Genomic DNA, 24,471 nt, shown 5'->3' with positions numbered 1-24,471 from the left:
CAGATTATAACTTAAGTCCATCGGGGTCTAGTGATAGGCTTGGTCACATTTGTCGAAAATATCGGATATTGAATTCATCGAGGCATCATGGCGAAAGCAAAACGAGCGTATGTTTGTAATGATTGTGGCGCGGACTTCCCACGTTGGCAGGGACAATGTAATGCGTGTGGCGCTTGGAATACCATTACTGAAGTGCGAATTGCAGCATCACCCACGGTGGCTCGCAATGAACGTTTGACCGGATATGCTGGGTCAGCCACAGAAGCGCAAGTACAAACGCTGTCAGAAATTGACTTACAAGAAGTGCCACGTTTTACCAGCGGCTTTAAAGAGCTGGATCGCGTACTCGGTGGTGGTGTAGTACCGGGTGCCGCTATTCTCATTGGCGGTAGCCCAGGCGCTGGTAAATCGACATTGCTTTTGCAAACGATGTGCAGTTTATCGGCACAAATGCCCACGCTCTATGTGACAGGCGAGGAGTCTTTGCAGCAGGTCGCGATGCGCGCGTCTCGGTTAGGTTTGCCAAAAGATCATTTAAAAATGTTATCTGAGACAAATGTCGACAAAATTTGCCAAATCGCAGAGAAAGAGCAACCGCGCATTATGGTGATTGACTCAATCCAGGTCATGCATGTATCAGATGTGCAATCGTCACCCGGTAGCGTAGCGCAGGTACGAGAGTCGGCCACGGCACTGACACGTTACGCCAAACAAAACAATGTGGCGGTATTCATTGTCGGTCACGTCACCAAAGATGGCACACTGGCTGGTCCGAAAGTGCTTGAGCATATTATCGATTGTTCTGTGTTATTGGATGGCGGTACGGATAGCCGCTTCAGAACATTACGCAGTCATAAAAACCGCTTTGGCGCGGTGAATGAACTTGGTGTGTTTGCCATGACCGGACAGGGGTTAAAAGAGGTGAGTAACCCGTCGGCGATTTTCCTTTCGCGAGGCGAAGAAGAAACCTCAGGCTCATCCGTGATGGTCGTTTGGGAAGGCACGCGTCCGTTGCTGGTCGAAATTCAAGCGCTGGTGGATTATTCACAATTGGCAAACCCACGCCGTGTAGCAGTGGGGCTGGAGCAAAACCGTCTTTCCTTATTATTAGCTGTGCTGCATAAGCATGGTGGTTTACAAATGGCGGACCAAGATGTCTTTGTCAATGTCGTCGGTGGTGTTAAAGTAACCGAAACCAGTGCGGACCTTGCCTTAGTCATGGCGCTATTATCCAGTTTCCGTGATCGTCCGTTACCCAAAGATGTCGTGATCTTCGGTGAAGTTGGTTTGGCGGGTGAAATTCGTCCGGTACCAAGTGGACAAGAACGTTTGAACGAAGCCTTTAAGCACGGCTTTAAAAAAGCGATCGTTCCAGCAGCGAATATGCCGAAAGGTGGTATTGCTGGTATGCAAGTTCACGGAGTCAAAAAACTATCAGAGGCAATTGAAGCCTTCGATGAGTTATGAGGTTCTCATATTCGAGATAACCGTATCTAAATTGTTCGCTTTTTAGTGAGTGAACAAGATCGAATAAAGTACATAAATTGTGGTATTCAGCTATCCTTTGGGAACGGAATATTTACGATTTAATTTTTTTCTTTCCATCTGCACGCAAGGGTATCAGTCTTGACAGATTGTGTTATACTCTGCGCGCAATTTATACCTTATAAACAGAGTAAGACAATGGCAGATTTATCAAAGTACAGAAACATTGGTATTTTCGCGCACGTTGATGCGGGTAAAACTACCACCACTGAGCGTATTCTAAAGCTTACTGGTAAAATCCACAAAACTGGTGAAGTACATGACGGTGAGTCTACAACTGACTTCATGGAACAGGAAGCTGAGCGCGGTATCACTATCCAATCAGCAGCGGTAACTTGTGAATGGAACGGTCACCGCCTAAACGTTATCGATACTCCGGGACACGTTGACTTTACTGTAGAAGTATACCGTTCACTGAAAGTACTAGATGGTGGTATCGGTGTATTCTGTGGTTCTGGTGGTGTTGAACCTCAGTCAGAGACTAACTGGCGTTACGCGAACGAATCAGAAGTATCTCGTCTGATCTTCGTTAACAAACTAGACCGTATGGGTGCAGACTTCTACAACGTTGTTGACCAAGTTAAGAACGTACTAGCGGCAAACCCACTAGTTATGGTTCTTCCAATCGGTCGTGAAGATGACTTCGTTGGTGTTGTTGATCTGCTATCTCGTAAAGCATACGTATGGGATGACACAGGTCTTCCAGAAAACTACGAAGTACTAGACGTTCCAGCTGACATGGTTGATGACGTTGAAGCTTACCGTGAAGAGCTAATCGAAACTGCAGTTGAGCAAGACGATGATCTAATGGAAGCTTACATGGAAGGTGAAGAGCCTTCTATCGAAGATCTAAAACGTTGTATCCGTAAAGGTACTCGTGACCTAGCGTTCTTCCCAACTTTCTGTGGTTCTGCGTTCAAGAACAAAGGTGTTCAGTTGGTACTAGACGCGGTTGTTGATTACCTACCATCACCAACTGAAGTTGATCCACAAGACCTAACTGATCCAGAAACTGGTGAACCAACTGGTGAAAAAGCGATCGTATCTGCAGACGAGCCACTACGTGCGCTAGCATTTAAGATCATGGATGACCGCTTCGGCGCGCTAACTTTCATCCGTATCTACTCTGGTGTGATGAAGAAAGGCGACACAGTACTTAACTCTGCGACAGGTAAAACTGAGCGTATCGGCCGTATGTGTGAAATGCAAGCAGACGACCGTAACGAGATCACTGAAGCGCAAGCGGGTGACATCATCGCTGTTGTTGGTATGAAGAACGTTCAAACTGGTCACACTCTATGTGATCCTAAGCACGAATGTACTCTAGAACCAATGATCTTCCCAGAACCAGTAATCTCTATTGCTGTATCTCCAAAAGATAAAGGTTCAACTGAGAAAATGGGTATCGCGATCGGTAAAATGGTTGCAGAAGATCCATCATTCCAAGTTGAGACTGACGAAGATTCAGGCGAAACTATCCTGAAAGGTATGGGTGAACTTCACCTAGACATCAAGGTAGACATCCTTAAGCGTACTTACGGCGTTGAGCTAGAAGTAGGTGCTCCACAGGTAGCTTACCGTGAAACTATCACTCAACCAGTTGAAGATAGCTACACGCACAAGAAGCAGTCTGGTGGTTCTGGTCAGTTCGGTAAGATCGACTACCGTATCAAACCAGGTGAGCTAAACTCTGGCTTTACGTTCAAATCAACAGTTGTTGGTGGTAACGTACCTAAAGAATTCTGGCCTGCAGTAGAGAAAGGCTTCGCGAGCATGATGAACGAAGGTGTTCTAGCTGGCTTCCCAACTCTAGACGTAGAAGTTGAACTGTTCGACGGTGGTTTCCACGCAGTAGACTCTTCAGCAATCGCTTACGAAATCGCAGCGAAAGGTGCATTCCGTCAGTCTATGCCTAAAGCAGGTCCACAGCTTCTTGAGCCTATCATGCACGTTGACGTATTCTCTCCAGAAGATAACGTTGGTGATGTAATCGGTGACCTTAACCGTCGTCGTGGTATGATCAAAGACCAACAAGCTGGCGCGACTGGTGTTCGTATTAAAGCAGACGTTCCTCTATCAGAAATGTTTGGCTACATCGGTCACCTACGTACTATCACTTCTGGTCGTGGTCAGTTCTCTATGGAGTTCGCACACTACGCACCTTGTCCAGCAAACGTTGCTGAGCAAGTAATCGCAGAAGTTAAAGAGCGTAACGCTAAGAAGTAATTCTTAAGTTAACTCTATGATTTCAAAGCCCCGCCAAGTGCGGGGCTTTTTGTTGCTGTCAACGTATTTTGGGGCGTCGTTAAGGCAGTGCTTTTACTTCAACCGTGATAGTATCTCGATAGCTGCCTGCTCTGGCAAAATCTATATTCCCCAGTGAAACTTCCATGGGTATTCCCCACTTTTTAATGTTCCCGCTGTTTTCAAACTGAAATGTGGACTTTGTATTCACGGGTTTGTGGTTGAAATCCAACTTATAAGGTATCGCTATTTTTTGTTCAGAGTGCAGCCTTAGTTCTCCGTACTTTTGCTTGATAACTAATCGAACATTTGAATTCGACAGCAAATCGAAATCTGCTCGATACGTTTTATTAGATTGTAAATTTCCTAGTGAAAAACGATAACTAGAATGCCCTTTACTTTTTAGCATTGGGTTATTACCGGATGAACGGAATGCAACAAAAGCAGGAACATCGAGTTGAACCTTCGCTTTTTTGCTTTGTTCATCATCGCCTAAGCGCATGCTTAACTCTAAGATACCATTGTACAAACCAGAGGAAGCCATCTTGGCCTGATTCACTTTCAACCAGAATTTGGTTACTGCGCCTCGCTCAAGGTTTAACTGAAAACCTTTGTTTTGACGATAATTCAGCTGGTGGAAGTTTCTGTCTAAGACGGTAAGATTTAGCTGGTGATTGAATGCCCTCAAGTGACTCTTTTGTTTGTTATTGACATAAACGAATGAAACCGGAAATCGACATTGTTGTACGTCACTCGACATTTGCAGGTAAACCGGAATATACGCACTAAGATCGCTTTTATATTGCGTATTACTTCGGTCGACATCAATTGACCAGTTTCCTCTACATTCAGATTTAGACCAAGCTGGAGTTGACAATAGTGCAGCAGTGACTAGTACAAGTTTGGTTGATGTGTTCATAAATTAGCCCTCTTTAATTTGTAAAGTGTAGATAGATAAGGTTTTCACTCACATCGGGCACTTGGACTTCTAAGGAGGAAAACCCAGGTATCGTGATCGAATATGTACCCGGTGCTACACCCTCAACGACGAATTTTCCTGCGCGATTGGTAAAGAACTCATATGTTTTGCTCTGCCCAGTGAACAGCCCCTGATGAAGCGATAGTGGCGAATTATTTGCGATTTCTATAGTTCCAATGATGGTTTTTGATGCATCAGAGCCGACTTGTATTACATGACCAGTCTGGGTACCGGGCGTGATGGTACGCTCGTAATCGCCCAAGTTATACCCAATAGGCGCATCGGGGGATGTGATGTATATATTTGACTGTTGATGCCCGCCAGGCAAACTTGCTGCATTACTGATTGATGACGTAGAAATTAGTTCTGGAGGGTCATCGGCAAATGCATTCACATCGACATCCGCATCCAAGCTATTATGGACGTTAATGATGGCGATTGGCCCATTTATTGGTCGCGACCAAGCAATATGACCATCGGCCATCGACAGTGCCGTACTGGTTCTTAATGACGCTGTGTGATAGCCGTCGGTCTCATCAAATTGGTAGTGCGACACTTCTCCATCAATTAAAAAACGGTTGGCGACATAGTTTGCTTCGGCTGAATAAACTTGCGAAGACGAATCACCCTCGAGAGACAGCGCGTAACCATGGCTGCCAGTGTAATTGTCCGATGGGCGTTGAAATTGAGCTCGGTAAGAGTCGGGTAAATTAGAATAAGATACATTGGCGCCGTAATCGCCATTCTCTGAATACCAATTCCAGTCAGAAGAAAAGGTAAAACGGGTTTCATCTATATTTTCGTTGGGGTTGTCTTCTTGTTCTACGCCGGCCGATATCGACAAACTGTTCCACTGCCAAGTCAATTGCGCCGACGCCAACCATTCTATTTCCTGTTCATCATAATCGCGATAGTCTCCGCTAATCACTGTGCTTAGAGTATCGGTAATGGTGAACACATAATTACTGAAAACTAGATAGCCAGTGACCGGGAGCTCCTCTTGCCAAGGCAGCGAAAAATATTGTTGCTGGTATTCAGCCCCTAAGCGAAAGTTTGGTGAGCCATAATCGTCTGTACCCCAAATTTGGTGTGCGTAATCTAAGCTAATGATGCCGCCTGAAAGGTCGTTTGGCTTGTTTTGTTGCCCCGATAAACGCAGGCCTATATTCCCGTATTCGGTACCTATGGTAGCGATAAATCCAAGTTGCTGGCCTTCTGGGTGATACAGGCCATTAATTCCGACGGTCAAATAGTCGTTAATGCCATAATCGTAATAACCAGAGGTGATCCATTGATCTTGATCGTATTCAAAATCGTTGTCGACGATACTGGAGTACAAACCGGAATAGAAACCAAAATCAGAAATACCTTCTCGTAATAAGCGTGAATTAAAGAACTGACTATAAACAATGGTATCCCTCCGACCCGATTGATAGCTAATATCAAGGCGCACATCATTGGTGCCAGAGATGAGCGGCAGATCGTCTAAAGTATAACGCCCAGGCGGTAAGCGGATCTCAGTGAAAAAGATGTCATTAATGTAGATTTCAACATCGGCACTTTCATTTAGAATAAGCGGCTGAGTGCCACCATTTTGAATATTTCTTGTTGGCTGCAAATCTTGATACAGGCGTTCAAAAGCCAAACCTCCAATGGGTGCCGAAGGTAAATGCCCGGCACCGTTAAGCGAAACGTCACCTAGGGTAAACCGCCAAGGGGAGTCGGGTTCATCGAAGAACAATTTGGCTTCGCCTCGATAAAACTCAGCATCTATGTTTGTTCCTCCATCAATAAACCCAGATACATCAAGGTTTGCGCCCCGAACCCCACCAATGTTCATGTTTATCAGCCATTCGCCTAACCATGTTTGGGTATTATCAAGACCTGATGCTTGGTTGAAGGTGTAATCTGTGCTGGCATTAAATGTATTTTTCCATGTCCAAAAAGCACTTTCAGAATACTGGGCTGGTTTATATTCGGACCCAAACGACAGGAGAAAATTTGCCGCGGCACTCTCGGAGAAGGTAAAGTCGACAGTTTGAGTGCCAGCATCGAAATTGATCAGTATGCCCATCTGCTCTAATTCTTTGGTGCTAATAAAGCTATTGCTATATTGTTCGAGCTTTGTATAGGTCTGCGGATTCACCAGTTGTTTGGTTAATGTTTTTAACTGCGCGGTATTGACCGAATTGACTATTTGTCCATCGGTACGAGAGTCCAGTTCTCCGAGCTCTCGATCCCCCCATGTTGCAGGTAAAGGAAAAACCCAGTCTTGCGCATAAGCAAAAGAGAAAATGAAAAGTAAAAGTAGCCCGGAGATTGTTTTTTTCATTGGGCTTTCCTTATTCCAAATTGCTTATTTTTACCTGTTTTGGTGTGCCTAGGGATTCAGGTAAAGCATAGCTGACTCGAGAGCCGGGCATCAGATAAGCACTTGTCTGTTTGCTGAGTGTTTCCCAACTGATTGATTTATCCTCTTTACCTCCACTAAACTCGAACTCAAGGGTTGTCATATTAAGAACACGATTACCTTCGTTGCTAACGATAAGGCCGTTTTGAGTTAATGATGCTTTAGCGACTGGTTTACTGGCTTGTGGTGAGACAAAAGCCAACGTAGCAAATTCAAGCAACATGGAGATAGAGCTGTCTTGATCGTCTTTTTTTCCAGAATTTTCGAGTTCTACTTGAGTAAAGATAATTCGGTAGGTGTGAGTCTTAGACGTTTTATTCTTGGGAATATGTCTGACGCGGAAGGTTTGAGATTTTAACCCGTCAATTTTGGCTTGAGGAGGAAGAATCAGAAACTCATCATCTGCTGGTGTTAGCACTTCTTCTCCAGATGAATAGTCAGCGCGGTAAGTATTGACCTCAAGCATGATTGGTGACTCTTCAACGTTCGTGATGACGTATAGCCCTTGTGCCTTTTTGCCTATATCATCAAGCTCTAGATAGATGGGACTCACTTCGTATGCGGGGGCTAAAGAACTAAAAAGTGTCGTAGTAACACAAAGTAATAAGTACGTAATAACTTTAATCATAGTAAATGTCCTTATTTCGTATGGTTAGCCTTACACTACAATTTCCTAAATAACGTCTATATAAATCAACCTAAAGTCACGCTGTACAAAAAGCTTGGTCCGATTCAGAACCAAGCTTTTAAACATGCATCTAATGGCGATATTTGGATATTAGTCGACAGTGATTTTTAACTGTTATTACCGCGACTACCACTTGTTCCTTCCTATCCAAAATCCCACTTTAGTTTTCTTAATAGCCAAAATGAGGTCCAATTGCAGAGAGGCTAACTGTCATTTTGCCGAAATATTTGCCATGTTTTGCAAATCCAGCATCTTCTGGTTGTATGGCTATAGAGCGTTTACTTGCTTTGTTTTTCAGATGTTCAGCGTCATTGTAAAACTTCACTTCCGATTTTTTAAAGATGCCAAAATCTTTGGTATTACCTAAAGGTTGCCCACCGATAAGTACGTCGTAATCAATGGTCTTAAATAAATTGCTTGATCCTATACCGACGAGTTTTGTTGCTTTTACTTCAAGCTTTAGTTTACTGCCGTAGTTGCACCAAGCTAAAAGGTCGCCTAGAGCTACCGGGTCGTTTTGAGCATTGCCACCGATATCATCATGTACATTTCTTGCGTTCTTCAAAACGTCTTTAAAAGAATTATTTTTCACTCTGAGCAAACACCGTTCTGGAACGTAGCCGAATAGATCAATTGTCTTACTGTCTGTTGATTTTAAAGAGTCGAAGTCAATAGTTTCTGTAAACTCAACAGCAGAAGCCCCAAAAGAAAGTGAAGCAATCGCAGTAGCAAGTAGTAGTTTTTTCATAATTCAATCCCTCGTTTGTATGAATGCGTATTGTTGCATCGCATAAAAAGCTTAAGAGGGAGGCCCTGTGTTCACCTCATCAACAAAGGTGAGATCCCATCGATTGTTGGGGTGAAAATAGGGTGAAATTACTGTTACTTAGTCTACTTTGCTATGTTCACTAGTCTTGCATCTTAGAGATGGGAAATGTTTGATGTCATTGTTTTAGACCTGCTCTCGTGCCATGGCCATCAACTCATAACGAGAGCGAATTTCCAATTTGTGCAACACATTTGAAGCATGAGTCTTAACGGTATTAATACTCACGTTGGAATGCCTTGCAATTTGTGTATTAGAAAGTCCTTGCAACATTAATTTACATATCTCACTTTCTTTTCTAGTTAAAAGAAATCGCGAGCTGAGTGCTTCCACTAACACAGCGGGGTTTTCACTTCCTTGTTGATAATGATGAATCGCTTTATTTAAAATCGAGCGAGGAAACCATATATCGCCATTGACCACCGCATGTACGGCTTTGGGTAGCAACTCCAAACCATGGCTTATTTGGCCTGAATAGCCTTTTTCCAACCACTCCAATGACGTTTGAGAATGGACATTCACTGCGATCCATTTCTCTTTACGCTTATTGGGCAAGATGCCGTAATTTTGTGGACTTGGCATGGTTTTTACATCGAAAAGTATGATTGTTATCGCCTCATTCTCACTTATTTGCGGAAAGTGTTCATGACACGAAAGATTTATATACGGAAACGTGACTTTGAGTAAATCTCGAATCACCCGAGAGTATGAATTATCTCTGGTGAGTAGATGTACATCAAAGTACTGAGTACTGAGTTCCATTGCTCTTAATCCTTAGGTCTAGTATTGTATTTTTATTAACCTAGTCTTTAACCAACATGTGGATATGTTGATTGAGAAAACGAATAGACAGCCGCACAAGGTCACATTGATGATGACATTTTTTATGTCTTGCTTTACATCATGATATGCAAGCTAGTACTAAAAAATACTAGTACCAAATAACTAGAGTACCAACTTTTTAATACAAACTATTTTCTGGATGGTGTGGTAGATCGAGGAAATGAAGAGTGAGTACATCTAAGCAGGTTAAAATAGAAAGAATGAATATATCCCCTTTAATTATGATGAGCATTAAAGGGGAGAGATAATTAAATAATTTTAAAATCCAGTTCTAAATAATTATTCGTGTTCTTCCTCGTTTTTATTCATGAGTTGTCGTTAGTTCGTCTTCCCAGAGCACTAATTGATCTTTAGGCCAATTGTGACCGATCTCGTGATACTTTTGCTCCAACACATGGCGTTTGATCTTTAACGTTGGCGTGAGAATGCCATTCTCAATGCTCCACGGCTCTTTGATCATCAACACCCCTTTAATTTGCTCATGCGACGCCAGCTCTTGGTTCATTCGTTCAATCACTTTTTTGGTCGAGCGAGCATAGCGCTGTTTATCGAAATTAGGGAAGTCATGCGGAACCACAAGTAGAATCGGCGCAGGTAAGCCCAATCCAATCAGACACATCATTTCCACGCGGCTATATTCGAACAGCTTTTTCTCTATTGGTACAGGTGAGACGAACTTACCTTTGGCCGTTTTGAACGTATCTTTTTTACGACCTTGTATACTTAAGTAACCCTCATTATCAATAGCACCAATATCGCCAGTATGAAGCCAACCCTCTTTATCAAACGACTCCTGAGTGGCTATGTCATTTTTATAATAACCGGAGAATAAGCCTTTACTGCGTACCATGATTTCCGCATCGCTCGCGATCTTGAGCTCAACCCCTGGGCCTGCATTCCCCACACTGCCGATTTTATCCGCGCGGAACGGGTAATTCAGTGTGCTGTAAGCAAATGATTCAGTCATGCCCCATGCTTCAGTGATGTTCAGACCGATAGAGTGATACCACTTGAGCAGTGCTGGAGATACAGGGGCGGAGCCACAGCCCAGTACTCGCGCTTGATCTAATCCCAAGCCGTCCGCGAGCTTTTTCTTAATCAACGAGTTCACGAATGGAATTTTCAATAAAATGTTTAATGTTTTTTGCGGAAGCTTGTCTTGAATCCGTTGTTGGAATAGCGTCCAGAGTCTTGGCACTGAGATAAACAAGGTAGGACGCTGCATTTTGACATCTTCAATAAAGGTATCGAGTGACTCAGGGAAAGCGGTTGGGACCCCTCCCATGATGGAAGAGCCAAAGATATACACGCGCTCGGTAATATGCGCCAATGGTAAATAAGAAAACAGTCGGTCATTTTCTTGTATGCCAATATGATTGATCAACTGCTGGGCTGACCAAGAGAACGCGCCGTAGGTCAACATCGCGCCTTTTGGTAAACCGGACGTTCCCGATGTATACACCAAGGACATCAACTTATCGTCGTAATGTTGTGGGCGTTCTTCACTTGGCTCGGCATCATCAATGAGTTGTTTGAACTGATACTGACACCTTGGCGCTGTATCGTAAGGCAATGAAATACTGATTAGGTCTGCGATACTATCAATCACTTGCTGTGTTGCGGCAGGGTCATCCAGCTTACCACCAATGACCGCTTTACTCTCACTATGGGTGATGCAGTACTCGATGGTGTCTGCGCCAGCGGTAGGGAAAATTGGCACACTGACGTAATCACCCAGCATCATTGCTAAATCGCAGATAAACCATTCTGCACAGTTTTTGGATACTAGTGCGACTTTATCACCAGGATGAATACCAAGCTTGCGCAGTGCGCTAACCAGCCGAAGCGCCTGATCCGCCACGTCGGCATAGGTGTATTCGACAAACTGTCGGTTGATGATTTGTTTTAGATAAACCTCATTCGGGCGTTCTTGTGCCCATTTGAGGATCATTTCATTTGGTGGTGGGAGAGCGCAAGCAGCCGCGCTGTTGGATTTTGGCTGACTCATCATCTGTGACTCCATGTCATCTCGTTAACTGTTATTTGAATTTATAGTTGTTAATGTAATGTTAACTTTAGCATGGTAAGTCACAAGTGGTGAATCGCTTGTGGCGAAAACTGTGGCAACGGTAACGTTAGTTTTGGTACGTTACCGTTGGTTTGACGAGCGCGAAAAAGGTGTTCATAAAAGATAAATAGGCGCAAATCAAAACTGCTGACGATAACTGGCAGGAGACAGTCCGGTTTTCTTTTTAAATATTCTCGAGAAATAAGACACATCATGATAACCACATTGATAAGCAATATAAGCAATCTTTGTCGAATCATCTTCAGTAAGCATTTGTTTTGCTAAAGAAATACGCTTAGTGGTGATGTAATCTCGAAAACACATGCCCACTTTTTTATGGAATACTCGCGAGAAATACGTCGGGGAATAGTGACACAGTGCCGCGGCATCTTCTTCGCGCACATCCTTGTCAATATTATTCATAATATAATGAATTACTTGGGATATATCTTTTTCACCTGTTTCAATCGATATTTCACCACTGTTTATTCCGTTGGATAAGAAATATTTTAGTTTGATCTGAGAAAGCCAATTATTGATAGTGCTTTGATTTAAAGAGTAATATTCTGCAGTGACATGTTCAGGAGGTAAACTCTCGTAGAGCTCCGCCGGAGCATTAGGTTCAGTATTCGTATCGTTGTGCGGATACACCACAATCAACCTTTTATCCAAGTTCTCGCACAAGGTGACGATGCCTTTTAGTAACTCGTTGTGATCGTGAGTGAGGTAATAAAAAAAATACTCACACTCTTTACTACTCAGTATAGAAATGTCGTTGCTGTAATCGTGTAATTCAAAATTGTTATAAAATTCAGAATAGTATGGTTCAGGCAGAGATTGAAATGATTCTCCGATCCAATAAGCTTTGGTTTGATTTTCCATAAACAACCCATTTAAGCGAAATGTAAGATTTTTGTTGTTATCTGACGTTATCTAATTACTTTCTGTTATTGAGAGTGCGTACTTTCTCATTCCTTGAGTTTTTTGTCTCACTCTTAATTCATTCTTTTATTGTTAGTATTAACTATAAAACTAATCCTTTAGTTCTGGTTTTAAAAAGTTGTTCGCTTAAATATGATAAGTGCATCACTATTTTTGAATGAATGTCTCATTTTTGAAGCGCATTATCCTTCTAAGTGATAGGGCAAAAAAGTGCTACTTAATCTTAACAAAGTCCTAACGTTCTAACACTTTGCTAACCTAAGTTATAAGCGAACGTCAAATACATGACGTCTCGTAAGGGATTAACTTAACATCAATGAAAGAGATGTCTGAAGAAACAGAGATCTTTAGGGGGCAAAATGGACAAGTTCACACAAGTATTAAAAGACTTTTGGAATGATGAAGAAGGATTGACGCTTCTTGAATATATCTTAGGTGCGGCATTGATTGTAGCGGCCTTACTCAGTATGGACTTCTGGGGAGCTTTGGCTGATAAGTTTGGTGAAGTATCTTCAGAGATTGATGGGATTGAAGTTAACTCTGGTGGTTAATAGTCAAAGTCTGACAGATATCAGTATGCACATAATTATTTGGGTATTGTTAGCTGTAATCGGTGTCTCTGATGCTCAGAGGCACCGTATACCGAATCAGCTTGTAGGTTTACTTGCCTGTGCCGTTTTAGCAGATATCTACATGCAAGGGAGTGAAGTGTTGGGGAGTCACATTCAAGGGCTACTTACGACTTTTGCTATTTGTTTCGGGTTGTATCTGCTCAGAGTTATGGCTGGAGGCGACGTAAAGCTTCTGGCGACGGTTGGTTTGTGGGTTGGTATTGATGTAATGGGGGAAGTCTCGCTCTATATCGTTGTGGCTGGTGGTTTAATCGCCTTATTTTATCTAGCGTTACATGTGGCATGTTCGACCATTCCATTTACACAGCAAGTTAAAGGCTATGCTGTACAGAAAGTCACTCCGGGATGGAAGTCTAAGCAGCCACTCGTGATTCCTTTTGCACCAGCGATAGTCATAGGTTTGGCGTACTACTTTTATATTCATTAGAGCTACCAGAAAATACTCAATTTAATGCTTGATTCAGAATGGAATCTTTTGTTTGGCAATTGATAACTTGCCAGCAAAGGCAATGAGTAAGTGCCAACATTAGGAGGGCACCACTTTATGGCTAAGGTCTTCAAAGACAGCTTAGTGCCGCAAATAGCGCCTCCACCAGTTCCGGTATCCGAAGATAATTTGGACATTCCTATAGCGGTGGTGGAGCACTTACTGCTTAAACATTTGGCTGCCTATCCCAAATCAGACTTGATTGAATTGTCGAATAGGTTGTGTGTGGTGTCAACGATCGTTGAGTCTTCACTAGCACACATGCGTAGCCGAAGCTGGGTCGAAGTTTATCAACCGTTAAGCGCGACGAGTTCCTATTCCAACATACGCTATGGGTTAACGGAATTAGGCACGGCTGAAGCTGAGTTGGCGTTTCGCCGTGAAGCGTATATGGGGTCGGTTCCTGTATCTTTAGAGCAATATTGGGATGTCGTGCAGCGGCAAAATCTACGTAATCAGCCGATTACACGATCCGATGTAGAGCGCGCGCTGGATGATGTGTATGGCTCACAACGACTAATCCCGGTGTTGGGGCCTGCGATAAACTCAGGTCGCGCGCTGTTGCTGTATGGGCATGCAGGGACGGGTAAGAGTTATGTGGCTGCACGAGTACTGAATGCCTTAAACACTTCAGTATTTATTCCTCACGCTGTTTATGCCGAAGGCAATATCATCAAAGTGTTTTCCGAACATCACCACAAACGTATCGATAACTCACACAGCAAATCCTTTGTCAAAGTGGCTGACCATTATGATAAACGCTGGATACTGTGTGAACGCCCTAATATTCAAGTGGGCGGTGAGTTAACCATGGATATGCTGGAAGTGAATCACTCAGAGCACAATCGAGTCTGGATTGCGCCACTGCAAATGATGGCGAACAACGGAATTCTGGTGATCGATGACTTAGGACGTCAATCCATGCCAGTGGATGCGCTGCTTAACCGTTGGATTGTGCCTATGGAATACTTTATTGACCACCTCGGGTTACCGAATGGTCAACAAATCTCTGTGCCATTCCTATTAACATTAGCATTTTCTTCTAACTTGTCTCCGAGTTCGATTGCCGATCCGGCGTTTTTACGTCGTCTCGGCTACAAAATCGAGTTCACCCCATTAGAGCTAGATGAGTATTGTCAATTATGGATGGAGCTAGCACAAAGTTATGAACTTGATCTTGATGAAGGCTTTTTTGACCAATTAAAACAATTACATGACGAGACTCAAACGGGATTTTTTCCGTGTTTGCCAAAGGACATTTTGGGAATAAGCAGAGATATTCTGTTGTTTGAGGAAATAGGGCAGCAGGTGTCGAACGAGGTATTGACTCGTGCTTGGGGTCTCTATTTTACCGTGGATGAGTAGTGGATGAGTAAAGGAGAGGGAAGTCATGAGTAAAACGCAAATTGCCATGCTGTTACTGTTATCCATCGCTTTTGGGTTGGGCGCAGTGATGATTGCAAAACAGTGGTTAGATAACCAAACACAGCCTACGATTAAATTAGAAGAAGTCGAGCGTCACCCAGTTCTTATTGCTGCCACTGATTTAGAGCCCGGGGTGATTATTGAAAGCAAGCACCTAACGACTAAGCAGATGGAAGTGGATTGGATTGAAGAAACAACCTTAAAAGAGTCAGCGTCGGCAGTGGGCAAAGTGGTTGCGACATCCATCTATAAAGGTGAATTGATCAATCCAAACCGCATAGCTGTTCCTGGAGAGGGGGTAACTTTGGCAGCCATGATTCCTGAAGATAAACGAGCGCTGACTATTCGTGTGAATGATGTCATCGGTGTTGCCGGATTCTTATTGCCTGGTAACAAGGTTGATGTGCTGAACACTAGGGAAAATAGCGGTACTCGAACTGTCCTAAAAAACCTTAAAGTACTCGCTGTTGACCAAACGGCACGAACTAACGATAACAAGCCAGTAATCGTGCGAGCCGTAACCTTAGAAGTAACGCCGAAAGAAGCGGAAAAACTGCTCACTGAAAACAGTAAAGGCAGCATTCAGCTTGCGTTGAGAAATCCGCATACCATTGACAAAGCACCACCAGTACGAACCTACAAGCCGCGACCTAGCGTGACCGTAATTAAAGGGTCACAAACTTCCAATGTACGAGTGAGTAATTAGGTGAATTATGAAAAGAACAATACTAATTTTAAGCCACTTAATCATGGTGCTCACGAGTACCACAGCCTACGCTGCCGCGCAGTCAGGACGGTTTGTTAGCGTACCTCATCACCAGTCGACCCAATTGATGATTTCGGGTAAAGCGAAAAAAGTTACGTTAGGTGATCCGGCTATTTTGGATATTTTGGTCTTGCGATCAAACGAGCTCTATCTGATAGGCAAAAAACTAGGCACGACCAATGTATCCGTGTGGGATCGCAATGGGCGCATTATTGAGTCATTTAACGTTGAAGTAACCCATGATTTGAATACTTTAAAATCTAAGCTTCATCAGTTTTTGCCTGAAGAAAGCATTGAAGTGCATAGTACTCAAGACAAGATCGTATTGCGAGGGCTTGTGAGTAATCAGCAAAATATGGATGTGGCAATCAAAGTCGCAGAAACGTTTGCGGCGGGTAAAGCTGCAGATGAAAACAAAGACCAAGACCAAGAAACTGAGAGTTCAGTGATCAACTTACTTTCTATTGGTGGCGCTCAACAAGTGACGCTTGAAGTTACCGTCGCTGAAGTACAGCGTTCATTAGTGCGCACCTTCGATACTAATTTTCATTTCTTTCAAAAAAGCGGCGACATCACCTGGGGAACGACAACGGTCGGTGGAGCGATTGATAGTATTGGTCCGATATTGAGTGGTAATGCAGGAGTGAATGAATTTGGTTTTTTGGGATCGTTTATCGACAGTAATACCTTATTTACCTTTGCCTTAGATATCGCGAAGCAAAATGGTGTGGCCAAAGTATTGGCAGAGCCCAGCTTAACCGCACTTAGTGGTACCAAAGCGGAATTTGTTGCAGGTGGTGAGTTCCCGATTCCTGTTCCTAATGAAGATGGCATAACCATTGATTACAAAGAGTATGGCGTCACGCTCGATTTTATTCCCTACATCCTGAGTGATAAGAAGATAAATCTAAAGCTTAATGTCAGTGTGAGCGAGTTGGCCACTTCTGGCGTCGTGACTTATAGCGTCGGAGATACTAACGCCGCGTATTATATACCGCCTTTAACTAAGCGTAGTGCAAGTAGTACGTTGGAATTAGCTGATGGCCAAACCATGGGTATCGCAGGCTTGTTAAGCGAGAACTCGCGAAACGTCGACCAAGGCTTGCCCGGTGTGTCTGATTTACCTGTGTTGGGGCGTCTATTTAAAAGTGAGCAATTTACTTCCGGTGAAACTGAGTTGGTTATTCTTGTCACACCACGTTTAGCCAAACCAATAGATAGACGCCGAATTACATTACCAACGGATGGCTATGTGAGCCCGAATGATGTGGAGTTCTATCTGCTTGGGAAGGGGGCAAGTTTAGATTTTGATAAATACAAGCTTGATGATGAAGCAAGTGTGAGTACTCAAAATCAACCAGACTATCAATTTACCTCAGGTGAAGGCGGTACTGATGGGCAGTTTGGACACAGCTTATAAACGCTTAGGGAAGTGAGTGATATGAATAACATAATCAAGTTAACCGTTGGTCTTATCTGTTTTGGCTTGTGGGGGTGCGCTAATGAGCCAGCGCTTGGTGTCGCTAAGAACCAACTCCGCGCGGAGCAAACTCTTAACCCAGAAGCTTGGCACGAAAACTTAGGTTATCTGCCCGAGGGAAGCGGTGAGCGTACCCAAACAAGTTTAAAAGTATATAACAACAATGGTGTAGCTAAGAAAAATAAGTGAGAACATCACTTAGGAGGCTGCTATGCGGTATAGAAAAATAATCACATCAAGGCGATCACAGCAAGGGATCACTTTGGTATTGATAAGTCTAATCATGCTGATTTTGATTGGCATGGGTGCATTTGCAATGGATTTGAATCACCAAGTCTTAAACAAAGCGCGTTTGCAAAATGCTGTAGATTCGGCCGCGTTGGCCTCCGCTGTCGTAGCCGATGACACCGGAGATGCAAATTTAGCTGAAACGGCTGCTGTTGCAGCACTCAATAGTTTTGCTACCTCGACTGGTAATGAAGAGTTAGTTTACACATCAGAAAATATTTCTATTACCTTTTCTACTGATAACCAAACCTTTGTTGATGTAGCCTCTTTTTCACCGACAGCTGATGATGACATTTATGTTCGTATCGCGGTTAGTAATGTCAATTTAACTCAATACCTAAGCTATATATTTGGTGTCGGAAAGAATGTGTCTGCAAGTGCGGTAGCAGGCCCCAGTGCTCCAATAACGAGTACGTGCAACATCTCACCAATAGCGATGTGTGGAAACCTTGCTGCAACTGATCTTGCTTGGGGGTATATACCGAGTACGAAACCCAATTATGACGCTAAGACTGACAAGATTGCTGAAACTGTTCATGTGTTAAAGCCGTCAGGTCATAAAGATGGAGGAATCGGCGCAGGTAATTATCATCTGTTAGATTTTGGTTCCGGTAAAAACACCGTTAGAGACTTATTGGCTGGTATCTCAGATACTTGTATTTCTGTTGGAAATACGGTTACAACTGAAACGGGTAAAGGAACGGGCCCAGTTGCACAAGGTTTAAATACACGATTTGACACTAAGTCGAGTAATAAGACAGATACGGGAGAAGAAATTAAATCGGATAAGTATTTAGAAGAGTCTAATGTTACTTATGACAACTATGAATCTGTGTATAAAGAAGCGGAAAGTACCTCTAATCCAGATGCTTTTTATTATGCTGATTATTACGCTGCGTTAAATTCGTGTAAAAGTGGTGGTATTTGTAACACAAGTTATTACGAACCGTCGGGGCAAGAAGGAAGAAGAACACTTCGGGTGCCTATCGTTAATTGTGATGGTTCACCAAAATCTGGCGGAAAAAAGGACTTGGAAGTCCTAGGGATAGGTTGTTTTTTTATTACACAACAAGTGAAAAAAAAAAGGTAACGAATCAGAGATATATGGCCAATTTCTCGAGGACTGCACTGTTAAAAATGCATCAACGGGCATAGACCCTAGTGATACGATTGGCCCATATAAGATTCAGCTCTACAAGGATCCTTATGGTGGAGCGTCTTGATATGAACATTGGCAATCGAAATAGTGTTATGTACAAAACTAATAGATATCAAGGTGGCCTTGCCGCACTTGAATTTATTATTTGTTTACCCGTGCTGCTAATGCTTGCTGTATTGCTTATTGATGTAAGTCGGGCGTTTATTCAGTACACAGAAATCAATAAAGCGTTGCAAAATGGGGTTAGGTACGCGGTAGTAGATACCTACGGGACGCTAGACTTTGGGGCGATTGCTGATAAGAATAAAATTAAAAATGTGGTGGTCTACGGAACACCGTCTCCGCCGGTTGGGGCTTCTAAGGTTCTGAAATACATAGAAAAGGATGATGTCGATATTGATGACACAACGGTACCGAACGAGGTGACACTTTCTGCCACGTATACATATGAGCCAATCTTTAATACGCTTCCATTCACGAATAACTCGCTGTCATTCACGATTGGCGCATCAACAAAGATGAGGACAGCCCCATGAGTAATTTTTTGCGTAAACAGAAAGGTGTAACTCAGGTTGAATTTACTTTGATCGCGTTAGCGGTACTGTTAGTTATTTTTTCTATTATGGAATTTGCACTTTATTTTTATTCAATACAAATGGCCAATGAAGTTACTCGCAGGGCAGCACGTTTAGCGACGGTTTGCTATATCGCTGATCGAGATAATATTCCTCAGCTTCCAGCAGTAACAGCGCTCTATCCACCTGGATTTTCGCCGGAAAACTTGACGATTAGCTATCTTGATAAGGATGGTAATAACGTAGATGTATCGGGGTTCTTGACATCGCCCCCTGCTGATACTGATGCATTAAACGCAACGTTTTCCACTATTCGTTTTGTCAAAGCAGAAGTAGATTATACCTTCAAGTTCTTAGTTCTATCGTTATTAATTAATGCTGTCGGTGCAAGCCCTGAATTTCAGACGATTCTACCAGCAGAAAGTTTAGGGGTATTAAGGCCAGAGTCAGGTCTTAATGATCATGAGGATTGCTGAGGGAGTAATTATGTTGAAACCAGTAGAACTAGATAAAGAGATAAAAACAAACAGCACATATTCCCTTAAAGCGAATATTAATATTTGGGTAATTTATGCGACGACTGAGTTCAAAACTCATATGGATTTGGAACTTTCGAAGTGCGTCAATGTAAATAGAGAATTGTTAGATTTGAATAAAGTCGCAGTAACGTCGTTGGGTGACAGAAGAACACCGGATGTTATTTATATTGAAGCTGGAAGTAATTGGGCACAAAGAGTTGCCCATATTTATTCTAACGAGGGTAACTTACAACGTAATCAAACTGCCTTGGTTGTTTTTGGCGATGAGCAAGACACCACTTCCCTCAAGCTAGCATTAAAGCTCGGGGCTTCTGATTATTTTCACCGCGAAGTCGGATTTAATGAGTTGTTGCCACTGCTAGAGGACATTGCCAACGAAAAAATTTCTAGCAGTGAGTTGGGAGAACTGTCCCTTTTTATCAATACCAAAGGCGGCTCCGGAGCGACGACGGTTGCATTGAATACCGCCATAGCGTTGTCGGAATATTCTAAAGGCAAAGTGTTGTTGATTGATTTGGGAATGCAGTTTAGCGATGCGGCTGACTATCTAAACAGTAAACCTAAATACAGTATTAATGATGTGATCGATACCATGGATGACCTTGACGATTTATCTCTGGATGGCTTGGTTTATCGACATGCTTCTGGGGTCAATTATCTCTGCTTTAGTTCTGACAATATTAAAGACAACTATGACCGAGCGGAGAAAGTCAGTGCTCTGATTCCATTGTTACGCCAATTTTATAGACACATTCTTGTCGATATGTCGAATGGTGTTGAACATGTCTTTCAGCATATAGTCAGCCCTGCTTCGTATGTCTATTTAGTGATGCAGCAAAACGTCACCTCGATCAAGCATGCTGCTAACTATGTGAAAACATTGCAGTTCGATCACCACTTATCGGGTGAGCAAGTCAAGCTGGTGGTGAATCGATATGAAAAGAAAAATTCCATTACGCTCAAAGATATTGAAGCAACGTTTCCAAATAGGGAAATGTTTTTAGTCCCTAATAACTACGCATTGGCAATGGAGTGCTCCAACTTGGGTAAGCCAATCGTGCAAACGAAGAAAAATTGTCCCATCAAGTCATCACTTATAGAGATATCACACGGTTTAGAGACACCTAGCAACGAAAAAGCACAAAGTTGGTTAGGTCGATTATTTTCTTAGCAGGGAGTTGCTATGTTTTTTAAACGAAAGAATATTGGCAGTACGTTTCCAGAGACAGAGCTGGTGACTGCTAATGAGAAGAAAACTCACAGATCCGCTTCTGATTCGAAAAGTAACGTTGTTGCTCAAACGGCATCGATTGATGAGAAAATTCGAGCAATGGAAGCTGAGAGAAAGCAGTTAGAAAGTGATCAGGCGATCAAGCACTATTACCATAGCAAACTCTTAGATACGTTAGATTTAGGGTTGCTATCACATCTGCAAGAAGACCGCGCAAAAGAGGAATTGCGTGAAGCAGTCGTTCACTTGATTGCTGAAGATCAGACTCACCCATTAAGCTCGGAAGCCAGAAACCGGATGATTCGCCAGATTGAAGATGAAATTTTTGGTTTGGGGCCACTGGAACCCCTGCTGGCGGACACCACCGTATCAGATATTTTGGTTAATGGACCGAAGAGTATTTTTGTTGAGCGCTTTGGTAAGTTAGAAAAAACCCCTCATACCTTTCTCGATGATCGACACTTACGCAGCATCATTGACCGCATTGTTAGTCAAGTGGGACGGCGAATTGACGAGTCCTCGCCAATGGTGGATGCTCGTTTAAAAGATGGCTCGCGTTTTAACGCCATCATCCCACCGCTCGCTATTGACGGTGCTTCGGTATCGATTCGTCGTTTCGCGGTCGAACGTTTGAATATGGACAATTTATTAGAGTTGGGCTCTCTCTCAACTGAAATGGCAAAATTCCTCAATGCAGCCGTTGTAGGTGAAATGAACATCCTCATTTCGGGAGGGACAGGCTCGGGTAAAACAACCACACTCAATATTCTTTCAGGGTTTATTCCATCTGATCAAAGAATTGTCACGATAGAAGACTCTGCTGAGTTACAACTGCAGCAGCCGCATGTGGTGCGCTTGGAAACTAGGCCAGCCAATATCGAAGGGAAAGGTGAAATATCTCAACGAGAATTAGTAAAAAACTCGTTACGTATGAGACCTGATCGCATCGTTGTTGGTGAGGTCAGGGGTAGTGAAGCAGTAGACATGCTTTCTGCCATGAATACCGGTCATGATGGCTCCCTTGCGACCATTCACGCCAATACACCACGCGACGCATTAAGCCGAGTGGAAAACATGTTTTCTATGGCGGGGTGGAATGTTTCAACCAAAAACTTACGTTCTCAAATCGCTTCCGCGATTCATCTTGTGGTGCAAATGGACCGACAAGAAGACGGCAAGCGTCGTATGGTCAGTGTTCAGGAGATCAATGGCATGGAAGGTGAAGTGATCACCATGTCAGAGATCTTCAAGTTTCAAAGACAGGGGGTGGACGGGAACGGTAATGTCATCGGTGATTATATTGCCACAGGCATTGTTCCTGATTGTCATGACCAGTTGATTAAAAGAGGCCTTGATCTGCCTTTTGAAATCTTCAACGAAAAAATACGTTAGGGAGGCTCTATGGGCGGCCAATTACCACTGTTTATGCTGTTATTGTTCTTGTCGGTATTTTTTATCAGTCAAGCGTTAATCATGCCGTCTGCAGGTAAGAAAGTTAAACACCGACATCTTATTCAACGTATTAAAGAGAGCCATAAACATATTGATCAGGAGAGTATTTCTTTATTGAAAGAAAACTCACTGAAACACCTTTCTGGTATTGAACGATTTTTAGTGCAATTTTCTTTATTTGCAGTCTTCAAAAAAAAGTTAGAGTTGGCCGGTATCGATATGACATTTGGTAAATTTCTTTTTCTTTCCTTTGTCGTAGGCGTCATCATTGCTTTGTTGTTATTACTATTTAGCCAGCCTTGGTACATGTGTGTGGGGGCAGCATTCTCTCTTTGGGTCATTGAGTACTTTTTGATTCAGAAGCGTATTGGCGATCGGTTAATGAAGTTCGAAGAGCAACTTCCCGAAGCGCTGGATATTATTAAGCGTGTTCTCCAAGCTGGACAGCCGATAAATCAAGCGTTTGGTGAGGTTGGCCGAGAGATGCCAGAGCCAATAGGTCCCGAGTTTAAGAACACGTTCAGCTTGCTGAATTATGGCTATGATATGCGTTTGGCGATTATGCAAATGAGTGAGCGCGTGCCTACCGTCTCAATGATGGCTTTTTCCAGCGCTGTTCTACTACAAAAAGAAACGGGCGGTAACTTAATCGAAAATATTGAAAAATTGTCTCGTGTATTGAGAAGCCGTTTTAAGCTTGCACGAAAAATAAAAACAATTTCAGCTGAATCTCGGATGTCTGCTTGGGTATTGGTTTTGGCACCGTTTGCGATGTATATCATTATTGCATTACTCAAACCGGATTACATATCTATCTTACACAACCATCCGACAGGAATTAAAATGATCATAGGCGGAATGGTTTCACTATTCATTGGTTCAATATGGATCCGTAGAATTGTAAACTTTGAGGTGTAGCTATGGATACAATAAGTGATTTATTTTCTAGCGTGAACATAAGTCAAGAAATGTTATTTATGTTGTTTGTCTTGGTTACAACAGTCCTGATAGTTATGACGTTAGGTATATGATAATTGGCGTCAACTCACCAATAAAACGTAAATTGTCAGAGATATCGTCGGGTGATGAAAAGCCGCAACATTTGTCAGCAAATGAAAAAATGTTGAATACATTGGAATCTCTAGCGCCTTTAACATCTTCAAAAAATGAAAAGGATCGTCAAACAAATCGGATATTGCTGATGCATGCTGGATTTCATCAGAAAAATGCGTTGTCTCTGTTCTATTCGATAAAATCGCTTACTACTATCATTGGCTTGTTGATAGCTTTTGGGTTTTACATTGTATTACCCAAATCAAATAACCTCTATATATACATGGCAGCCAGTGCATTTATCGGCTTGATTTTTCCTGACATTATCTTGAGGCGAATGGTTAAAAAGCGTCAAGAGAAAATACGTTCGGGTGTTGCGGATATGCTCGATTTATTGGTGGTGTGTACCGAATCTGGATTGGGTTTTAATGCTTCCTTACGTCGTGTTGGTGATGAAATGGTGATATCCCACCCTGATTTGGCTGATGAACTTGATACCGTATGTGCGAAAATTCAAGCGGGTAAATCAATGCCTGACAGTTTAAGAGAAATGATAGTTAGAACCGGGCTCGATGAGTTTATGGGGTTAGTGAGTATGCTTAGCCATGCATCTCGAGTGGGCGGCAGTTTGGTGGACTCTCTCAGAGAATATACGGAGGATTTCCGTGATAAAAGACAGCAAGCTGCAGAGGAAATCGCAGCAAAAATTCCGGTCAAAATGATGTTTCCGATGGTGTTATTTATTTGGCCCTGTTTTTTTATTGTTGCGATAGGGCCTTCATTGATAACGCTTGCAGAAGCATTTTCTAAATAAAAATGAAAGAACGAGCATTTTAAGG

General features: G+C 42.8%; 20 protein-coding genes and 2 pseudogenes. 15 read left to right on the top strand and 7 right to left on the bottom strand.

Going from position 1 to position 24,471, the window contains the following annotated elements; translation table 11 throughout:
• Positions 1-87 precede the first annotated feature (87 nt).
• Together radA and fusA are read left to right on the top strand one after the other, a co-directional pair.
• Positions 88-1,467: a DNA repair protein RadA gene (gene radA, locus SU60_RS14470; RefSeq protein ID WP_041156134.1), complete on the top strand. Its 1,380-nt coding sequence runs from the start codon at positions 88-90 to the stop codon at positions 1,465-1,467.
• 216 nt (positions 1,468-1,683) lie between these two features.
• On the top strand, positions 1,684-3,771 hold the full coding sequence (gene fusA, locus SU60_RS14465) for an elongation factor G (RefSeq protein WP_041156133.1): 2,088 nt from the start codon (positions 1,684-1,686) through the stop codon (positions 3,769-3,771).
• Between the two features lie 79 nt (positions 3,772-3,850).
• On the opposite strand, the gene SU60_RS14460 is transcribed toward fusA, so the two are convergent.
• The 7 genes and pseudogenes from SU60_RS14460 to SU60_RS14430 all read right to left on the bottom strand — a co-directional run bounded on the left by SU60_RS14460 (position 3,851) and on the right by SU60_RS14430 (position 12,485).
• Complete coding sequence (locus tag SU60_RS14460) at positions 3,851-4,708, bottom strand: hypothetical protein (RefSeq protein WP_041156132.1); 858 nt, start codon at positions 4,706-4,708, stop codon at positions 3,851-3,853.
• A 3-nt stretch (positions 4,709-4,711) separates the two neighbouring features.
• Positions 4,712-7,100: pseudogene (locus SU60_RS14455) on the bottom strand (fimbria/pilus outer membrane usher protein).
• 10 nt (positions 7,101-7,110) lie between these two features.
• Positions 7,111-7,806: a fimbrial biogenesis chaperone gene (locus tag SU60_RS14450; protein ID WP_041156131.1), complete on the bottom strand. Its 696-nt coding sequence runs from the start codon at positions 7,804-7,806 to the stop codon at positions 7,111-7,113.
• A gap of 229 nt (positions 7,807-8,035) precedes the next feature.
• Positions 8,036-8,614, bottom strand: coding sequence for a hypothetical protein (locus tag SU60_RS14445; protein ID WP_041156130.1), 579 nt, complete (start codon positions 8,612-8,614; stop codon positions 8,036-8,038).
• 204 nt (positions 8,615-8,818) lie between these two features.
• Positions 8,819-9,454 carry a response regulator transcription factor gene (locus SU60_RS14440; protein WP_041156129.1) on the bottom strand — a complete coding sequence of 212 codons (636 nt, stop codon included), beginning with the start codon at positions 9,452-9,454 and terminating at the stop codon, positions 8,819-8,821.
• Between the two features lie 382 nt (positions 9,455-9,836).
• Entirely contained in the window at positions 9,837-11,543 is a 1,707-nt protein-coding gene (locus SU60_RS14435; protein ID WP_041156158.1) for an AMP-binding protein, read from the bottom strand.
• Between the two features lie 198 nt (positions 11,544-11,741).
• The gene (locus tag SU60_RS14430) at positions 11,742-12,485 is read right to left on the bottom strand and encodes an AraC family transcriptional regulator (RefSeq protein WP_041156128.1); all 744 of its coding nucleotides are present in this window, start codon (positions 12,483-12,485) and stop codon (positions 11,742-11,744) included.
• 419 nt (positions 12,486-12,904) lie between these two features.
• On the opposite strand from SU60_RS14430, the gene SU60_RS14425 reads away from it, so the two are divergent.
• The 13 genes and pseudogenes from SU60_RS14425 to SU60_RS14365 all read left to right on the top strand — a co-directional run bounded on the left by SU60_RS14425 (position 12,905) and on the right by SU60_RS14365 (position 24,446).
• A complete protein-coding gene (locus SU60_RS14425) occupies positions 12,905-13,096 on the top strand; it encodes a Flp family type IVb pilin (RefSeq protein ID WP_041156127.1) in 192 nt (63 codons plus the stop codon).
• A 25-nt stretch (positions 13,097-13,121) separates the two neighbouring features.
• The gene (locus tag SU60_RS14420) at positions 13,122-13,604 is read left to right on the top strand and encodes an A24 family peptidase (RefSeq protein WP_342418116.1); all 483 of its coding nucleotides are present in this window, start codon (positions 13,122-13,124) and stop codon (positions 13,602-13,604) included.
• 117 nt (positions 13,605-13,721) lie between these two features.
• The gene (locus SU60_RS14415; protein ID WP_041156126.1) at positions 13,722-15,029 is read left to right on the top strand and encodes an ATPase AAA; all 1,308 of its coding nucleotides are present in this window, start codon (positions 13,722-13,724) and stop codon (positions 15,027-15,029) included.
• Positions 15,030-15,054: 25 nt separating this feature from the next.
• Positions 15,055-15,795, top strand: coding sequence for a Flp pilus assembly protein CpaB (gene cpaB, locus SU60_RS14410; protein WP_041156125.1), 741 nt, complete (start codon positions 15,055-15,057; stop codon positions 15,793-15,795).
• 7 nt (positions 15,796-15,802) lie between these two features.
• Positions 15,803-17,275, top strand: a complete 1,473-nt coding sequence (locus tag SU60_RS14405) for a type II and III secretion system protein family protein (protein WP_041156124.1) — start codon at positions 15,803-15,805, stop codon at positions 17,273-17,275.
• Between the two features lie 21 nt (positions 17,276-17,296).
• A complete protein-coding gene (locus tag SU60_RS14400) occupies positions 17,297-17,524 on the top strand; it encodes a hypothetical protein (protein WP_041156123.1) in 228 nt (75 codons plus the stop codon).
• Positions 17,525-17,546: 22 nt separating this feature from the next.
• A complete protein-coding gene (locus SU60_RS14395; protein ID WP_342418115.1) occupies positions 17,547-18,713 on the top strand; it encodes a pilus assembly protein TadG-related protein in 1,167 nt (388 codons plus the stop codon).
• A 134-nt stretch (positions 18,714-18,847) separates the two neighbouring features.
• The gene (locus SU60_RS14390; protein ID WP_084735853.1) at positions 18,848-19,318 is read left to right on the top strand and encodes a TadE/TadG family type IV pilus assembly protein; all 471 of its coding nucleotides are present in this window, start codon (positions 18,848-18,850) and stop codon (positions 19,316-19,318) included.
• Positions 19,315-19,833 carry a TadE/TadG family type IV pilus assembly protein gene (locus tag SU60_RS14385; protein WP_041156122.1) on the top strand — a complete coding sequence of 173 codons (519 nt, stop codon included), beginning with the start codon at positions 19,315-19,317 and terminating at the stop codon, positions 19,831-19,833. Before SU60_RS14390 ends, SU60_RS14385 begins: the two co-directional genes overlap by 4 nt.
• Positions 19,834-19,843: 10 nt before the next feature.
• Positions 19,844-21,067 (top strand): AAA family ATPase, encoded by a 1,224-nt coding sequence (locus SU60_RS14380; RefSeq protein WP_041156121.1) that lies wholly within the window; start codon positions 19,844-19,846, stop codon positions 21,065-21,067.
• 12 nt (positions 21,068-21,079) lie between these two features.
• Entirely contained in the window at positions 21,080-22,519 is a 1,440-nt protein-coding gene (locus SU60_RS14375; protein ID WP_041156120.1) for a TadA family conjugal transfer-associated ATPase, read from the top strand.
• Between the two features lie 9 nt (positions 22,520-22,528).
• On the top strand, positions 22,529-23,497 hold the full coding sequence (locus tag SU60_RS14370) for a type II secretion system F family protein (RefSeq protein WP_041156119.1): 969 nt from the start codon (positions 22,529-22,531) through the stop codon (positions 23,495-23,497).
• A gap of 2 nt (positions 23,498-23,499) precedes the next feature.
• Positions 23,500-24,446: pseudogene (locus tag SU60_RS14365) on the top strand (type II secretion system F family protein).
• Positions 24,447-24,471 lie beyond the last annotated feature (25 nt).

It is taken from the genome of Vibrio mytili, from assembly GCF_000830505.1.
GTDB lineage: Bacteria > Pseudomonadota > Gammaproteobacteria > Enterobacterales > Vibrionaceae > Vibrio > Vibrio mytili.
This window is presented reverse-complemented; position numbering and strand designations above follow the sequence as displayed.

Bases quoted from the DNA above. Each gene is read 5' to 3' on its own strand.
- radA (WP_041156134.1), top strand. From the start codon at position 88: ATGGCGAAAGCAAAACGAGCGTATGTTTGTAATGATTGTGGCGCGGAC.
- fusA (WP_041156133.1), top strand. From the start codon at position 1,684: ATGGCAGATTTATCAAAGTACAGAAACATTGGTATTTTCGCGCACGTT.
- SU60_RS14460 (WP_041156132.1), bottom strand. From the start codon at position 4,708: ATGAACACATCAACCAAACTTGTACTAGTCACTGCTGCACTATTGTCA.
- SU60_RS14450 (WP_041156131.1), bottom strand. From the start codon at position 7,806: ATGATTAAAGTTATTACGTACTTATTACTTTGTGTTACTACGACACTT.
- SU60_RS14445 (WP_041156130.1), bottom strand. From the start codon at position 8,614: ATGAAAAAACTACTACTTGCTACTGCGATTGCTTCACTTTCTTTTGGG.
- SU60_RS14440 (WP_041156129.1), bottom strand. From the start codon at position 9,454: ATGGAACTCAGTACTCAGTACTTTGATGTACATCTACTCACCAGAGAT.
- SU60_RS14435 (WP_041156158.1), bottom strand. From the start codon at position 11,543: ATGAGTCAGCCAAAATCCAACAGCGCGGCTGCTTGCGCTCTCCCACCA.
- SU60_RS14430 (WP_041156128.1), bottom strand. From the start codon at position 12,485: ATGGAAAATCAAACCAAAGCTTATTGGATCGGAGAATCATTTCAATCT.
- SU60_RS14425 (WP_041156127.1), top strand. From the start codon at position 12,905: ATGGACAAGTTCACACAAGTATTAAAAGACTTTTGGAATGATGAAGAA.
- SU60_RS14420 (WP_342418116.1), top strand. From the start codon at position 13,122: ATGCACATAATTATTTGGGTATTGTTAGCTGTAATCGGTGTCTCTGAT.
- SU60_RS14415 (WP_041156126.1), top strand. From the start codon at position 13,722: ATGGCTAAGGTCTTCAAAGACAGCTTAGTGCCGCAAATAGCGCCTCCA.
- cpaB (WP_041156125.1), top strand. From the start codon at position 15,055: ATGAGTAAAACGCAAATTGCCATGCTGTTACTGTTATCCATCGCTTTT.
- SU60_RS14405 (WP_041156124.1), top strand. From the start codon at position 15,803: ATGAAAAGAACAATACTAATTTTAAGCCACTTAATCATGGTGCTCACG.
- SU60_RS14400 (WP_041156123.1), top strand. From the start codon at position 17,297: ATGAATAACATAATCAAGTTAACCGTTGGTCTTATCTGTTTTGGCTTG.
- SU60_RS14395 (WP_342418115.1), top strand. From the start codon at position 17,547: ATGCGGTATAGAAAAATAATCACATCAAGGCGATCACAGCAAGGGATC.
- SU60_RS14390 (WP_084735853.1), top strand. From the start codon at position 18,848: ATGAACATTGGCAATCGAAATAGTGTTATGTACAAAACTAATAGATAT.
- SU60_RS14385 (WP_041156122.1), top strand. From the start codon at position 19,315: ATGAGTAATTTTTTGCGTAAACAGAAAGGTGTAACTCAGGTTGAATTT.
- SU60_RS14380 (WP_041156121.1), top strand. From the start codon at position 19,844: ATGTTGAAACCAGTAGAACTAGATAAAGAGATAAAAACAAACAGCACA.
- SU60_RS14375 (WP_041156120.1), top strand. From the start codon at position 21,080: ATGTTTTTTAAACGAAAGAATATTGGCAGTACGTTTCCAGAGACAGAG.
- SU60_RS14370 (WP_041156119.1), top strand. From the start codon at position 22,529: ATGGGCGGCCAATTACCACTGTTTATGCTGTTATTGTTCTTGTCGGTA.